Here is a 14,990-nt window from a genome sequence, read left to right on the forward strand (position 1 = left end):
GATATTTGCCCAACTGAGGGCAGGAACGCAAAGAACGAAAAAACCAACCAGAACAATCTTCAACCAAGCCAAAATGCCAGCCCTTCCCCCAAAGGTTACTGTCGAGCGCGGATGCGCTCACTGCCCGGCCAGCCTCTGAAACTGTTTTTTGGATCAATCAAAATGACTAAAATCTTAGCAAATATGCATCCATTGGCATGTAATTGGCAAGTTTTCTGTTCTTATGCCTGTTCAGCGGAGAAGCTGAGCCGCCGAGTTTAGTCAAAAGAAACGGCCGTTTCTGCAGGTCAAACCACCTAACACTGGTGATCCAGCAGAGCGCGTTCCAACGCCAAAGGCAGGCAACCTCTCCAATTGGTTCAGCCGTTCGCGACACCCATCATTTTGCAGATGCAGTTCCCCACCGCACCTGGCTCGCCATAATTATGTGTCCGATTACGTACTCTGGCCGCGCGTAAATTCTCAGGCCAACCGACGTTGGGATAGCGAAACCAAATCGAAGCAGAACGCGAATCCACGCATAGTTCTTGGAAATCCAACAGCAAGACATGGTGACCACGCCTTGGTCCAAGCGGGTGCAGACCTAAGCGATTCCAAGCGTTTTCAAGGGCTTCGCCCAATCCGGCAAAAATTTCCGGTGGCGCAGGAATTGGCCTTGTATTTCCGTCGCTTGCACGGCTATACCCGTCGGCGGAGACGTGGCCGAGTGGTCGAAGGCGCTCCCCTGCTAAGGGAGTAGGCGGGAAACCGTCTCGAGGGTTCGAATCCCTTCGTCTCCGCCATTACCCATTGATATGACTAAAATAGTGAAGGGCTTGCTTTCAAGTTCTACACTTTTGCTGCGCGCTTTCGCCGATGCTCCGCCAGTTTCAAGCACCGTTTGGCAGATGATCCGCCAACGGGCCTCGAACACTCAGCGTTTCAACAACAGAATAAAGAAGATCCCTCCCAAAAGACCCGTGACGACGCCAACGGGAATGTCCTCGGGGGCCATTGCGGTTCTGGCGACCACATCCGCCCAGAGCAGAAACAAACCACCCAGAATTGCCGACAGAGGAACGACGCGTCGGTAGTCTCCGCCAACCAGGAACCGCACGATATGCGGAACCATAAGACCGACAAAGCCGATCATGCCCGAGAAGGCCACCATGACCCCGGTGATCAGCGCGCCAGCTGCAAAGACACCAAGCCGAAACCGCGCCACCGCAATACCCAGCGAACTTGCAGTCTCATCCCCGATGGTCATCGCGTTCAGCCTGGCGGCCTGAAGCCATAACCAGGTGCCGCATGGCAGCAGGATCGCCAGCGGGTAGATCAGGTACGACCATTGAGCCAACCCCAACCCGCCCAACATCCAGAACACGACCGTATGAGCCGCCTTGGGATCGCCGAAGAAAATCAGAATGTTGGCGCCAGCCATGATGACGAAAGACACCGCCACACCGGTCAGGACCAGGCGGTCCGCGCTTGTGGCGCCGGCCCAGCGGGCAACGCTCAGGACCGTCAGCGTGGCCGCCAGGGCACCCAGAAACGCCATGACCGGCACGGTCAGAAGCCCCAGAAACAAGCCGGTATGCATCAAGGCAAGAATGGCTCCAAACGCGCCGCCGGCCGAAATGCCCAGCAGGTGCGGATCGGCCAGCGGGTTTCTTGTGACCGCCTGGAGGGTGGCCCCGACAATCGCCAATCCGGCCCCGACCATGACGGCAATCAAGGCGCGCGGAAAACGGATTTCCCAGATAATCGCGGCGCGGCCCTTTGACCATGCCGGCTCGCCCGAGGATAGGCCGGCTTCGTGCAGCAACACTCCCCAGACGGTCTTGGTGGGCACCGAAATGGCCCCCACCGAGATCGCAAAGGACAAGGACACGACCAACACGACCAGCCCGACCAGCATCGCTGCCCAGAGCGGTAGTACCCGGCGCGCCTGCACTACGCGCATTTAGTTGCCAACCGAGGCAGCCGGGCCCCAAAAGCCATGGGCGAGCTTCCGAACCGCCTTGATGTTGCGCGGTCCGGGTGTGGCCTCGACATATTCCAGAACCACGAAGCGATCGTTCTTGACCGCGTCCAGATCTGCAAATGCAGGATTATTGACCATGAAGTCCCGCTTCTGCTCGGCGGTGACGTCGCCATAATTGACGATCACAATGACTTCGGGGTTGCGATCGACGACTTCCTCCCAGGTGACGGTCGCCCAGCTTTTCTCGAAATCATCCATGATGTTGACGCCGCCTGCGGCCTCGATCAGAGCGGTCGGCATGGCATAGCGGCCGGCTGTGAACGGCGTATCCTCGCCGCTGTCATAGACAAAGACACGCAGCGGTTCGTCAGAAGGATTCAGGCCAGAGGTGATCTCAGCAAGTTCGGCCTTGTACCCCTGAACCAGCTTTTGCGCCCTGTCTTCGACACCGAAGATACGACCGAGATTCAGCAGATCGTTGTACATGTCTTCCATGCTGGCTTTGGGCTTGTCGCCGATATGGATGCAGCTTTCAGTCAGTTCGTAGACTTTGATCCCGAAGGGTTCGAGCGTCTCCGGCGTCACCTCGCCACCCACTTTCATCCCGTAGTTCCAGCCTGCGAAATAGAAATCGGCATCTGCGCCGACCAGCACCTCTTTGCTGGGATACTTGGCCGACAGCTCGGGCAGCTGCTGCACTCCGGCGCGCATGTCTTCATCCAACGTCTTCCAGCCGGAAATGCCGGTATATCCAACCATCCGGTCGGCCAGGCCCAGCACCAGCATCATTTCCGTCAGGTTCACGTCGTTCGAGATCGCCGCCTTGGGCGGTTCGTCAAAGGTGACGGTTCGATTGCAACTTTGCACGGTGGTTTCCGCGGTCGCGGTGTTGGCGGCCAAAGCAAGGCCCAGGGCCAGGGTGGTCGGTTTCATTCCAAGCTTCCTTCTGGTTGGGGATTGGGGAGTTGATAGGTCAGGTGAGGTTTGTGACTGAGGCTGAGTTGCTCTTGCCGGGCGGTGACATCGAACGTGTCAGAGACCAGCCTGTCACTCAGCACTGTCTGGGTTGGGCCAAAGCCGCAGGGTCGACCGTTCTTCAGAATCAGAACACGGTCGCAGACATCGGCGGCCAGGTTCAGATCGTGCAGCGAGGTGACGATCGTCAGGTCGAGGTCCCGGATCAGCCGCAACACCTCTAGCTGGTTGCGGATGTCCAGGTGGTTGGTAGGCTCGTCCAGCACAAGAATCCGGGGCTCTTGGGCAAGGGCGCGGGCGACCATCACACGCTGACGCTCGCCGCCGGACAGAGTGGCCAGCCCACGGTCGGCAAACCCGTGCAGATCCATTCGGTGAAGCGCGGACTCGATGATCTGGTGGTCACGACTGCCGGGCGTGGACAGGCCTAACCGGTGCGGCACACGTCCCAACGCCACGACGTCGCACACGGTCAGCGCGAAATCCGAGGGCTGCTCCTGCAGCACGGCGGCAACCTGACGCGCCAGCGCCCGGGGGGCCATTCTTTTGACGGATCCGCCGTCCACCAGAATGTCGCCCGAGGACGGACGGTGATAGCCGTAGATCATCCGCAGAAGGGTTGTCTTGCCGGCACCGTTCGGCCCCACAACCCCCATGACCTGCCCGCGCATCAGCTCAAAACTGGTCTCGTGCAGCACCAACGGCGCTCGTTTTCGCGGCGCCCAGGTGACGGCATCCACCGACAGCAAAGGCGCACTCATGAGGCGCAATCCGCATTTTCCGAAGACGCAGCCATCGCGGCTGGAATGCGGGCCAGTGTTGCGTGGCGAAGCCCGGCCGGGCGGTCGACCGAGCTGCACCATCCATCGCGCAACTGCTGGTACAGCCGGGCGAATTCCACCAATGCCCCGGTCTCTTCAGACGTAATACCGCCAACCCGGTAAGATGCCTTGCCCGGCCCGTGATAGGCGACGGTACAGGGTCGGGTGCACCCGGCCATGCAGGCGGCACCGGAAACGTCAAAACCTGCCAAACCGTCGTCTTCGGCCAGCGCGGCGCGCAATCGTCCGATCAGGTCAGGCCCGGGGCGTGCGGCTGCGCCCTTGGGTCGGCAAGATAGGCAAACCGTGATGTGATGTGTTGATTGTCGGTTCATTTCGCCCTCCGCGAAATCGCGGGGCGGAAAGGGAACCAGTCATGTCAGCGGCGTAAGCCGAAAATGCCATCTTGGCCTCCTTCCGGAACACCCCGCCCGGGTTGAGTTGCGTTTGATGATGGCAGGTCTCCTGACTCGCGGTGTATGGCTTGCCCCGCCTTCCCAGACCTATCGGCCCAGTGGCATCCGGGGGTCGCACACCGCCTACAGTTGCGGGGGCAGTCACGGAGTTGGCGTCAGAACGGCGCCGCACCGTATTCCCTTTTACCCGACCGCCGAAACGATCGGGAACCATCAGCGCCAATCTCATCCATGAAACCGATTGCACTGTCAACGACGTTCTGGGCGGCTGCACAATGGAGGTGTCCCGGCGACCCTTCGGCACCACCTGAGCGACAGACCGGGCGGTGAATTACGTCGTTCTGACCAACTGGCTTAAGATGGCCCGGAAGGTCCCGAAACACGGCGGTGCAAGCGGGCTGACTGCCAAGCCTCCGTGAGCGGCCTCGCCTTTTCTCTTTGAATGCAGAAGCCTATCGTTGGCAAGCGTACAAAATTTACGCGCGGAAAAATCATTGATTTATCCTGTGATTGATTCAAACATACGAATTCGACACAACTTTAGCTTTACCTCCGTTGTTGTCGCTGTCGCCCGTTTCGTCGGGCCCTTCCGACTGCTGGAGTGAGTGCTGGCGGTCGGAAGGCATTTTACGAAGATCAGCGTTGGGAGGACGCGGTGCCCGGACTTAATGTACGATCCCTTGCTCGAAAGTTCGCACCGGCTTTTGCCCATGATTTCATCACGTCAGCACGCTTTGTTCACGGTCCCGGGGATCGGCAGAATATCTGTCTGCCAACCATGTCATTGGCGGCAAAACCGGGGACCGCATAGACGTGAGCGCGCAAAAAAGGACCAGCTATTCTACAAGCATCAACAAATCCAAGAGGAGAAGAAAGTGATTAACAAAGCCATGATGATTTCAGGCGCGACGTGTTTCGCACTACTAGCGGCCTGTGACGATACGAGCACGTCAAGTGCATCCGCCGAACTGACCCCCGCCCAACAGGCGTGTCTGCGAGACGTGGCCAAAACAACAAACAATTCGCAAGTGGTCGTGCTCTCATCCGCGTTCAGCGAGGCTGGAACACAAGTTACCGTTGGGGTTGGAGAGGATCGGGCTCCGTGGAATTGTATTGCCTACAGTGATGGCGCGACAGCTGGTATCGAGTTCCTCGGCGACGAAGGCGCGTTGTGACCGGTTTGATGCGTAGCCGAAATCAGCTGCGCAGCACTGGCTTGATACGCTGAGGTCCGGCTTGGTCTGCAGAATAACCATCATCGCGTTCGCGACCCTTTACCTGTTGGCGTTGTTTGCGTTTGTGACGGGCACTTTTGGCTGGTTTGGACAGGAACGAGACCCATTGTCCGGCGTATTCCTTTTGCCGCTGGGTCTGCCTTGGGTCCTTGCGGTGGACCTTTTCTCAGAGTCGGCCAAACCGTGGCTCGCGGCGATTGCACCGGTGCTCAACCTGTTGGCACTGGTTTTGATATGCAGATGGGTACGTGGTTTGCGCCAGGAATGAAGGCGGAACTCTTTCCCGCAAAATGGGAGGAAAACATGGGAAAAGTGATCTTGGGGCTTGTGATCGGGCTCATCCTCGGCGTGGTTGGAGCGATGACCTTGGGCGGCGGGGCCGCGATGGGTGTCGGTGTCGCGACAGGCTTGTCCGCCGGTGTGTGCACCACATTGAAGGGAGCTCAGGCCGAGAACCTGATCACCGCCGAACAAGCAGATCAGATCCTCAATCGCGTGAACTCCGAGATGGCATCATTGCAAGGAATTGAAACGACGGACGAGATCGTCGGCAGCGCACAGGCATGCGACGAGTTTCTGGCACAGTTGCGGGAAGCGAAGTGAGGTTTCTGCTCACCGGAAACACAACACTTAGGATAGACCAACAGAGGACCTGCTCATGAAACGCAGTTTTTTGAACCTTTTAACTCCCGCCCTTGCGATCAGCGGAACAGCCGCGCTGGCCATGTCAGACGCCGATGACGCGTGCATCGACCATCTGCGGCAGGTCGGTGGTCCGGACGGTCAATCCGGCACGATCGAAAGCTCACAGTTCTCGGAAGCCGGCACGCTCGTCATGCTGCGTGACGCCGGCGGAACACTTTGGCGCTGCATTGCGTACAAGGACGGAAGCATTGGCGAGATGTCGGTTGTCGAGGCGATGGATGATGGTGGCGGAGCCATGGACGGCGCCGCCGGGTCTACAGGTAGCCAGCGCGTCAAATTCGATGCCGGTTCCACCGGCGCCGAGCTCGTCGGTCAACTCGCGCCAGGGGAATCGCAGCAATACGTTCTTGGCGCGAAGAACGAACAGTTTCTTTACGTCCGCGTTGCTCCGCGAAATGGCTCTTTGGACTACGTCATTCGCAACCCCGATGGGTCTGAATTGTTAGGATTGATGTCTGCGGACAAGGAGTATCGCGGACAGCTGTGGCAATCCGGCGATCATGTTGTCGAAGTCATCAACCGCGGCAGCTCTACCGTCGACTACAACGTCATTTTTGGAATTGAGTAGGTGATCGACCTGAAACCCTGAACCGCATTTCCAAAACAATCAGGAAGAACAGATGAAATCCAAGACTCTAGTGGCGATCGGCGCGGTCAGTGTCTCTGTGCTTGCAGGATGCGACGAAAGTGGCGGATCAGTGGAAGCAAGTGCACCGATTGTGGGCAGTTCCAGCGATCTGTCGTCATTTGAAGGCGCAAGAGCGGGTCAGGCTGAAATGGGCATTCAAAGTCTCGGGTTTGAACTCATCCGAAGCGAAGGGCTGACCTCGTACTGGTTCAACAAGGAGACCGGTGCTTGTGCTCGGATCACGACATCTGAGGGAAGATACTCGGACGTAGCGATGCTGCCGTCAGGTGACTGCTGACACGCATTCATCAATCCCAATTCTGCAAAAAGGAGCTTCAACTTGCATTTCGATCTGGCACATGCGGCAGTTATCGTTGTCGCCTTGATCATCACCAACCTGGCCTTGAAATCGGCCGGCGTGATCAACGAAGAAAACAAACACCAATGGAACTGGAAAGTTTTTCTGGCCTACTTCGTGGTCATATTTATCATCAATCTGGTGTGGCCGATCTAAGGCTTCAGGGCGGCAAGCCAACCGCCGATCTGACCTGGTTACCGTGAACGCGCCTCTCGGCGGGACTGCCGGCAGGAAAAGCGTGAGCATCGCTGGCTGAAAACAGAAAGGAATACGCATGCGGTTTTTGACGTCCCTCATATTCATCGGTGTTCTGGCAACTGCGGCGAATTCTGACGTGACCAGTCGAAACGGTGGCCCAAGCAACAGCCAGATGCTCTCTAGGGGCAGCGACGGAGGCGTCGACGGCGTCGCTTTCTTTCGCCCAGTCCTAAGCGGCGTTTTGTACCGCTCTGGCTTCAAGGGCGGCGACAAGGGTCGAACGGGCTTGAGCAACGCTCAGCGCGAAACACTGTGCGATGAAGGGTTTTCGGCCGGGTTTTATGCGGACTTCGGCAAGAACACCGAATACGGCCGCACCAGCTGTGGAAACGGAGCCTTTGACTATCAGAGCGCCAGATCGTCCCGCCCCGGCAGTGTCATGGCCGCCATACACCAGGTGATTGAGGACCCTGGAAAGGGTCCTGTCCTGGTGCACTGCATGTGGGGCGTTCATTCCTCAGGCGCCTTGTCGGCAATGGCGCTTGTTCAGTTTTGCGGCTGGACGGAAGACAGGGCCAAGAAATATTGGAATGATGCCCGAAACGGGGCCCCATGTTCGGGCGGGTGTGACCAGTGGATTGACTCGAAATTCTCAAACTTCAGTTTCGACCCCAGTTTGAAGATCTCCGCCGAACAACAGGCCGCGATTTGCCCCAAATGACATCGGGAGGACTATCCAAATGAGGTTCAATCTTCTGGGGTCACTGGCTTTCATTGCACCCACAGCCTTGTGGGCGAGCGACGATGTTCGCGGAGAAGCCACGACATTTGATAGTCCCAATGGTGTTACGGAACGCTGCATTCGGATCGAAAAAGTCCCAACGGGCGAGTACAAGAACAGCGATCTTGAGGAAGAAACTGCCTATTGCGAGATCGATTTCTATGCGCCCGAAATCGCCATTTGCCCAAAAACCTGGAGCACCAGCCCAGGGATGGCCGTCTACGATATTTCGGAAGGACCCTACGTGGGGAACCGCTCTGAGTTCGAGAGAAACGCTTGCAAGGAGGGCAAGTCGGCAAAAGAACTGGCCAAGGGCAGAGCGGCCAAATTCAAATCCACCATGAACCAGAAGGGTACAAGCGGAACGTTTTCCACCTCGTCGCTGCTCTACTACCATTTCTCAAGGTATTTCGACGCGACGGTGAAAGTTCCGGTGGCGGTCTGGCGCAGCATGGACGCTAAGGCGCATCTTACCGAGGTTGCAGAGCCCGGCCTTGCGATTTCCGGCGGATCTCATGGCGGGCGCATGAACCATGAAGGCTGGCGGGTTTTCGTGGCTGCGGATGCCGACCCGAACTCGTACCAACCGACGGATGATCTGTTCACCGCGGATCGAACGCAGATATACGGTGTCCTGCTTGATAGCCCCGGTCATCGCTACGGCTCGGAAATCAACGGCACCCGCAAGTCCGGTTGGGGCAAAGGCCAAAATCGCGATTTTCAGGAAACACCCGCTTTCCTGGCCTTGCGGTCGTCAAAACGCTTGCCCGAGGCCATTGCAGAGGGTGTCAGGGAAGGCCGAAAGGATCGGCAGATCAACAAGGACCTTGGGCCCGATGTCAGCGACCGGCAGATGGCATTCTGGATGCAGGAGCTTACCGAGATTGTTCTGCTCGACTTCATCTTCAGCCAGCAGGACCGTGTGGGAAATATTGATTTCACGCCCTACTGGTATTGGGTCGAAGACGGAAAACTGAAGAACCAGAAAACGAAGCACCATCAGCCGAATGATGGAGACGTTCCCGCCGATGCAATATTGATCCGTCGCAGCAATCTGAACGACAACGATGCCGGTGGGCGGGTCGAATATGCCAACTTCGCGAAATCCACTCAGATGCTGGAGAAAATGCGGCATTTCTCTCCAAACACATACCGGCGGCTGGTTGCGTTGAACAGTGACCTTCAAACGCAAGGCCCGGTTTACGGCTGGTTGTCACAAAGCTTTGGGTTGTCGGACCGTCAGATTGCGCAGGTCGTCAAAAACACTGCGCTGGCAACATCCATCCTCAAGAGCAATTGTGCCAAAGGCGATCTGGTGTTCGACTTGGACCCTGTCACATTCTTTTTGAACAAAAATACCGAGGCGGAGGGCCTGGACTGCAATGATCCGTAAGCGTTCGATCACTGTCGCGGCGTTCGTTTGGACGGTCGTGCTCGCCTGCAAAGCGGCCGCTTTGGACGTAATCGTTATCTCGGATCTGAACGGCAGCTATGGCTCGGTCAGATACGATGCGCGCATCGAAAAGGCGATCAAGCGGATAATCGAGATTGATCCCGATCTGGTGATTTCGACGGGCGACATGGTCGCCGGGCAACGCATCCCAAACCTTTCAGACAAGCAGGTCAGAGAGATGTGGAAGGCGTTTCACAAGGCGGTATCCGACCCGCTGGAGGCTGCCGGAATTCCATTTGCGGTCACGCCGGGAAACCATGATGCGTCGGCCTATCGCGGGTTCGAGCGCGAGAGAAAAATATACGCCGAGGAATGGGGCCCGAGAAAACCAAACGTCAACTTCCTGATGTCGGATGACTATCCGTTCTTCTACGCGTTTGAAATGCAGGGGATAACCTTTGCGTCTCTGGATGCCACGACCCTTGGGCCACTATCCGGCGATCAGCCGGACCAACTTGTGCAACTTGGGGCAGGTGGAGACCCGATTGTCACGTTCAGCCACCTCCCGCTGTGGCCGTTTGCGATCCAGCGCGAACGCGAAATCATCGGTGACCCGACGCTTGAAAGAATCTATCTGCAAAGCGGCGTCGTTCTGCACCTGTCTGGACACCATCATGCTTTTTACCCTGGCTGGAAAGACGGCGTGGCCTATGTCTCGCAAGCTTGCTTGGGCGGTGGCCCGCGGCGGCTAATCGGTGATCGCGCCAGGTCACCTCACAGTTTCACGCATGTCACCTTCCAGCCGAACGGAGAGTTTGGGATAGCAGTATATCGAGGGCCGGATTTCGAAAGGTCTGTCGACTTCAAGTCGCTCCCGACAGAGATCAGATCCCCGAATGCGGTGTTGAAACGTTTAGACCTTGTGCAATGACTAGAAGCTGAGTTTCAACTCAACTTTTTCGGGGACCAAATCGTTTATCATCTCTTCGATACGGGCTTCGGAAAGTCCACCCGAGGTAATGAAAAGCAATGAAATTCGGGATTTGCCGGGAACATGGTGTTTTCTGATCAGCTTCCAGCCGGCGTCGGCGGCCATGGCTTCAATGGCGCTGCTGACGTTCAATGAGTGCACCTCGTCCGAAGCCTTAAGCGATATTTCAACGCCCTTGTTTCGCCCTCCGAGCCAAATGAAACACCAACAGACAACCGCCACCAGTGTGGCCATCAGCGGCAGGCCCAATCCGACCGCAAGCCCAAGAACGGTTACGACGATCAATTCGACAGTGTCTATCGGATCATCCAAATTGGAGCGAAATCTGAGCAATGCGCCGATGCCGAAGATAACGAACCCGATCATGGACCCGTGCTGGACGACAAGGAACCCCACCGCCATGCCGATCAGCGCATACAGGAAGAAGAGCCTGGGCATTACTATGTCGCCGACACTTCTACGGGCTTTGCGCCGCACCGGATGAAAGACGATCAAGCCGGCCAGAATGATCGTGACCAGCACATCAAGAGAAAAGAAATACAGTTCCTGTTTGCCGCGAAACTGGATCCATCTGCGTTCGATCAGAATTTCCGATTCCGATGCCCCGGCAAGCATCGTTGCCGGGTCGATTTGCGACATCGCCGCAGCGGGCAACAGCAGCATCAACAACACAGTCACAAACGGGAAAATCGTATTCAACTCATCGTCCTTCCTGCTTGTGCCCAGACAGTACACGTCATCACGCGCAAATCGCGCCCCTTACAAGTCAATCCCAACAAGGAGGATCAGGTAAAGAGTTCAAAGCGCATTCTTCCGACATCGCAGACAAGTTGTGATACGAATGCGATAAAGAAGTGTGTTCCACACACGAGAAAACCGAAGGGCAGAAAGCACGTGTATCCGTCAAAACCTGAAGTTTCACGGCGCTTGTGCAAATTTGGAAGACCTGCTCTTGCGGCCAGCTTCTTAGCGGCAGCGTTTTTGCCTTGGTCTGGCTCTGCCTTTGCAAAAAATGCTGATCTGGTTCTGGTCGATAGATTCAAGGTGGCGGACAAATCAAAGGGATTTTCCGAACCTTCCGGTTTGTCGCTGTCCAACGCTGAAGGCTTTCTTTGGTCTGTAAGCGACGCTGAGCCGAAACTGCACCTGCTTGGAGTCGACGGAGTATTGGGAAACTCCTTCCAGTTGCCGCCTTTGGCCGGATCAGATTTGGAGGGCGTCGCGTCGCGAAAAGATGGGTCGGTTTTGCTCCTTCAGGAAACCGATCGATCGATATTGGTCGTTCAACCAACCGACCCTATCCAACTGACAAGGGTCCCACTTGCCTCCCTCAAGGCGTACCCGGCCGCTGCCGAACTGCTTGTCGGCAACCCGCTGAACAAGGGGCCTGAGGGCATCACCGTCGACCCGGACACTGGGCGAGTATTCGTTGTCATTGAAGGACAACCGCGTCTGTTGCTGGTCGTGTCACCGGACCTGACTGAAATTCAGGAAGTCATCCCTTTGGATCGTGGATCTGGTTTTGTTTCGGATCGCGTGAATGACGATGAACTGGATGTGAGCGGTTTGGCTTGGTCCGTGTCGGGTGTGCTGTGGATTCTCAGCGACAAGGGACGCCAGATCGTTTTGTACGATCCAGAGACGAAAACAGCAGATACGATCGAACTGACGTATATGAAAAATGGAGACCGAAAGGTCGTGAAGCACCCCGAAGGGATCGCCTTGGATGAGGCCAAAGGGCTTCTCTACATCCTCACGGACGATGCCGAGAAGTCGCGCCTGTACGTTTTCAATATCCCTGAGTTTTGATCGCTACTGCACGGCACTCACCCCGTACGGATGACTTAGCCAAGAAAGCCCGCATTGGGTCCAACTTCCTTGATCCGCGCCACTCAGAACCGCTCCCAGGCCGCGTTTTTTGGCCGTAGGAGGGTCCTGAAAAAAGCAGCCTTCAGTTGGGCCGGTTCAGTAGTCTTGCGAAGCGACTAGAAATCCAGGTTTTCCACGCTCAGCGCGTTTTTCTGGATGAATTCACGGCGCGGCTCGACCACGTCGCCCATAAGCTTGGTGAACAAGTCATCGGCCTCGACCATGTCATCGACACGCACCTGCAGCAATGTCCGCGCATCCGGATCCAGCGTAGTTTCCCACAGCTGATCGGGGTTCATCTCACCCAGGCCCTTGTAGCGCTGGAGCGACAGACCTTTTTCGCCCTCTTCCAAAATGGCGCGCAGCAGATCCAGCGGGCCGTGGATGACCTGCGACCGGTCGCGGCGGACCAATGTGGCCGGCAGGTTGTAGACGTCCTGCAGGCTCTGGGTAAAGCTGCCTGTCTTGCGCGCTTCGCCGGAACGCAGCATCGGACCGTCCAGCGTGCGGACTTCTTCGACGCCGCGCAGGATGCGCGCTAGTCTGATACCGTGATCCTGAGTGATCCGGCCCTGCCAGCCGCGCTCGTATTCCAGCGCAATCAGGTCCAGTCGCGCCGCGACCTTGTCGGCCACGCCCTGCAGGTCGGCATCCACCGCCCCGGGCACAAACGCCCCGGCAACGGCGGCCTGTTCAAGGATGTGACGCGGGTAATGCGTCGGGAAGGCATCCAACACGCGCTTGAGCTGGCGCGCCTCGTCCACCACACGGGTCAGATCCTGACCCACGATCTCTTCACCCGAGCCCAACTTGAGCACGGCGCCCTCGACACCCTGGTTGATCAGATAGTCGTCAAGCGCCGCCTGATCCTTCAGGTAAACCTCTGACTTTCCTCGTGAAACCTTGTACAGCGGCGGCTGCGCGATGTAGAGATATCCACCCTCGATCAACTCGGGCATCTGACGGTAGAAGAACGTCAGCAGCAGGGTCCGGATATGTGCACCGTCCACGTCAGCGTCGGTCATGATGACGATCTTGTGGTAGCGCAGCTTCGAGATATCGAACTCGTCCCGGCCGATACCGGTGCCAAGCGCCATCACAAGGTTGCCGATTTCCTGGCTGGACAGCATTCGGTCGAACCGCGCACGCTCGACGTTCAGAATCTTGCCGCGCAGGGGCAGAACCGCCTGCGTCAGACGATCGCGACCGGTCTGCGCTGATCCGCCGGCCGAGTCCCCCTCGACCAGGAAAACTTCGCTTTTGGCCGGGTCCTTCTCAGAGCAATCCTTGAGCTTGCCGGCCAGATAGTTGACGTCCATCGCCGTCTTGCGTCGGGTCAGTTCGCGGGCTTTCCTCGCCGCTTCGCGCGCCAGGGCGGCCTCGATGATCTTGCCGACGATGGTCTTGGCCTCGTTGGGGTTCTCCTCGAACCACTCGGCCAGCTTCTCGTTCATCAACCCTTCGACAGCCGGTCGCACTTCCGAGCTGACCAGCTTGTCCTTGGTCTGGCTGGAAAACTTCGGGTCAGGGACCTTGACCGACAGCACGCAGGTCAGGCCTTCGCGGGCATCATCGCCGGTGAAGCTGACCTTTTCCCTTTTCGCGATCCCGCTGGACTGCGCGTAGTTGTTGATCGTGCGGGTCAGCGCTCCACGAAAGCCAGCGACATGCGTGCCGCCATCCCGCTGGGGGATGTTGTTGGTAAATGGCAGGACGGTTTCGTGATAGCTGTCGTTCCACCACATCGCGATCTCGACCCCGATATCGTCGCGCTCGCCCTTGATATAAATGGGCTCGGGCATGGCCGGAGTTTTCGACCGGTCGAGGTATTTCACGAATTCCTTGACGCCGCCCTCGTAGAACAGTTCTGTCTCAAGCCGCTCGGCCGGACGCTCGTCAATCAGGATGATCCGCACGCCCGAGTTCAGGAAGGCCAGTTCGCGCAACCGCTTCTCCAGCGTCTCAAACGCATACTCAAGGTTCGAGAACGTATTGGTCGAAGCCAGGAACCGCACCTCGGTTCCGGTCCGGTCGCCGCATTCGCCGACCACTTTCAGATGCTCCGAGGTTTCGCCGCCTTCAAACCGGGCGAAATGCTCTTTGCCGTTGCGCCAGATGCGCAGCTCCAGCCAGTCGGACAGGGCGTTCACCACCGACACACCCACGCCGTGCAGGCCGCCCGACACCTTGTACGAGTTCGAGTCGAATTTCCCGCCGGCGTGCAGTTGGGTCATGATGACCTCGGCCGCCGAGACACCTTCTTCGGGGTGGATGTCCACCGGAATCCCGCGGCCATTGTCGCTGACCGAGACGCTGGAATCTGCGTGAATCTTGACAGTCACATGGTCGGCGTGACCGGCCAGAGCCTCGTCAATACCGTTGTCCACGACCTCGTACACCATGTGGTGCAGACCGGACCCGTCGTCGGTGTCGCCGATATACATTCCGGGGCGTTTGCGGACAGCCTCCAACCCCTTGAGAACCTTGATGGAATCTGCGCCGTATTCCTGATTTGCCTGTGCGTCTTCGGACATGCCGTCAGTACCTATATTATTTTGGTAAGTTATACGTTCTCTGGTGGGGAATGTCACGTCATCCCCCCAGATTTTGTGCCGGTTCTTTCGGGCGCGGGCCGAACGGCTCGGCCAACCTCAGAC

The 14,990-nt window shown here is 57.5% G+C and carries 14 protein-coding genes, 1 tRNA gene and 1 riboswitch; of the genes, 9 read left to right on the top strand and 6 right to left on the bottom strand.

Annotated features, from left to right (window positions below; genetic code table 11):
- Window positions 1–692: 692 nt before the first annotated feature.
- Window positions 693–782 (top strand) — tRNA-Ser (locus ACR0IR_RS14920).
- A 131-nt stretch (window positions 783–913) separates the two neighbouring features.
- On the opposite strand, the gene ACR0IR_RS14925 is transcribed toward ACR0IR_RS14920, so the two are convergent.
- From ACR0IR_RS14925 to ACR0IR_RS14940, 4 genes are read right to left on the bottom strand one after another with little or no spacing between them, the layout of a single operon-like run.
- Entirely contained in the window at window positions 914–1,942 is a 1,029-nt protein-coding gene (locus tag ACR0IR_RS14925) for a FecCD family ABC transporter permease (RefSeq protein ID WP_480779133.1), read from the bottom strand.
- On the bottom strand, window positions 1,943–2,896 hold the full coding sequence (locus ACR0IR_RS14930) for an ABC transporter substrate-binding protein (RefSeq protein ID WP_170365527.1): 954 nt from the start codon (window positions 2,894–2,896) through the stop codon (window positions 1,943–1,945). It abuts the gene before it with no gap.
- On the bottom strand, window positions 2,893–3,699 hold the full coding sequence (locus tag ACR0IR_RS14935) for an ABC transporter ATP-binding protein (protein WP_170365529.1): 807 nt from the start codon (window positions 3,697–3,699) through the stop codon (window positions 2,893–2,895). Before ACR0IR_RS14935 ends, ACR0IR_RS14930 begins: the two co-directional genes overlap by 4 nt.
- Window positions 3,696–4,094, bottom strand: coding sequence for a DUF1636 family protein (locus ACR0IR_RS14940; RefSeq protein WP_170365530.1), 399 nt, complete (start codon window positions 4,092–4,094; stop codon window positions 3,696–3,698). The genes ACR0IR_RS14935 and ACR0IR_RS14940 overlap by 4 nt, the downstream gene beginning before the upstream one ends.
- 103 nt (window positions 4,095–4,197) lie before the next feature.
- A riboswitch (cobalamin riboswitch) is annotated at window positions 4,198–4,405 on the bottom strand.
- Window positions 4,406–5,050: 645 nt separating this feature from the next.
- Between ACR0IR_RS14940 and ACR0IR_RS14945 the strand changes: the two genes are divergently transcribed.
- The 7 genes from ACR0IR_RS14945 to ACR0IR_RS14975 all read left to right on the top strand — a co-directional run bounded on the left by ACR0IR_RS14945 (window position 5,051) and on the right by ACR0IR_RS14975 (window position 10,404).
- A complete protein-coding gene (locus ACR0IR_RS14945) occupies window positions 5,051–5,350 on the top strand; it encodes a hypothetical protein (protein ID WP_170365531.1) in 300 nt (99 codons plus the stop codon).
- Window positions 5,351–5,713: 363 nt separating this feature from the next.
- Entirely contained in the window at window positions 5,714–6,013 is a 300-nt protein-coding gene (locus ACR0IR_RS14950) for a hypothetical protein (protein WP_217357139.1), read from the top strand.
- A gap of 55 nt (window positions 6,014–6,068) precedes the next feature.
- Window positions 6,069–6,683 carry a hypothetical protein gene (locus tag ACR0IR_RS14955; protein WP_170365535.1) on the top strand — a complete coding sequence of 205 codons (615 nt, stop codon included), beginning with the start codon at window positions 6,069–6,071 and terminating at the stop codon, window positions 6,681–6,683.
- A gap of 52 nt (window positions 6,684–6,735) precedes the next feature.
- Window positions 6,736–7,041 carry a hypothetical protein gene (locus tag ACR0IR_RS14960; protein ID WP_170365536.1) on the top strand — a complete coding sequence of 102 codons (306 nt, stop codon included), beginning with the start codon at window positions 6,736–6,738 and terminating at the stop codon, window positions 7,039–7,041.
- 42 nt (window positions 7,042–7,083) lie between these two features.
- Complete coding sequence (locus tag ACR0IR_RS14965; RefSeq protein ID WP_170343104.1) at window positions 7,084–7,257, top strand: hypothetical protein; 174 nt, start codon at window positions 7,084–7,086, stop codon at window positions 7,255–7,257.
- A 782-nt stretch (window positions 7,258–8,039) separates the two neighbouring features.
- Entirely contained in the window at window positions 8,040–9,473 is a 1,434-nt protein-coding gene (locus tag ACR0IR_RS14970; protein WP_170365539.1) for a hypothetical protein, read from the top strand.
- Complete coding sequence (locus ACR0IR_RS14975) at window positions 9,463–10,404, top strand: metallophosphoesterase family protein (RefSeq protein ID WP_170365541.1); 942 nt, start codon at window positions 9,463–9,465, stop codon at window positions 10,402–10,404. The genes ACR0IR_RS14970 and ACR0IR_RS14975 overlap by 11 nt, the downstream gene beginning before the upstream one ends.
- Here the strand turns inward: ACR0IR_RS14975 and ACR0IR_RS14980 are convergent, their stop codons facing one another.
- Window positions 10,405–11,127: a DUF4956 domain-containing protein gene (locus ACR0IR_RS14980; protein ID WP_170365542.1), complete on the bottom strand. Its 723-nt coding sequence runs from the start codon at window positions 11,125–11,127 to the stop codon at window positions 10,405–10,407. It abuts the gene before it with no gap.
- A 231-nt stretch (window positions 11,128–11,358) separates the two neighbouring features.
- Here ACR0IR_RS14980 and ACR0IR_RS14985 point away from each other — a divergent pair, with 231 nt between their 5' ends.
- Window positions 11,359–12,273 carry an SdiA-regulated domain-containing protein gene (locus ACR0IR_RS14985; RefSeq protein WP_170365544.1) on the top strand — a complete coding sequence of 305 codons (915 nt, stop codon included), beginning with the start codon at window positions 11,359–11,361 and terminating at the stop codon, window positions 12,271–12,273.
- Window positions 12,274–12,449: 176 nt separating this feature from the next.
- Here ACR0IR_RS14985 and gyrB read toward each other — a convergent pair whose 3' ends face one another.
- A complete protein-coding gene (gene gyrB, locus ACR0IR_RS14990) occupies window positions 12,450–14,867 on the bottom strand; it encodes a DNA topoisomerase (ATP-hydrolyzing) subunit B (RefSeq protein WP_093963605.1) in 2,418 nt (805 codons plus the stop codon).
- Between the last annotated feature and the right edge of the window lie 123 nt (window positions 14,868–14,990).

The organism is Ruegeria sp. CF2 (assembly GCF_056537385.1).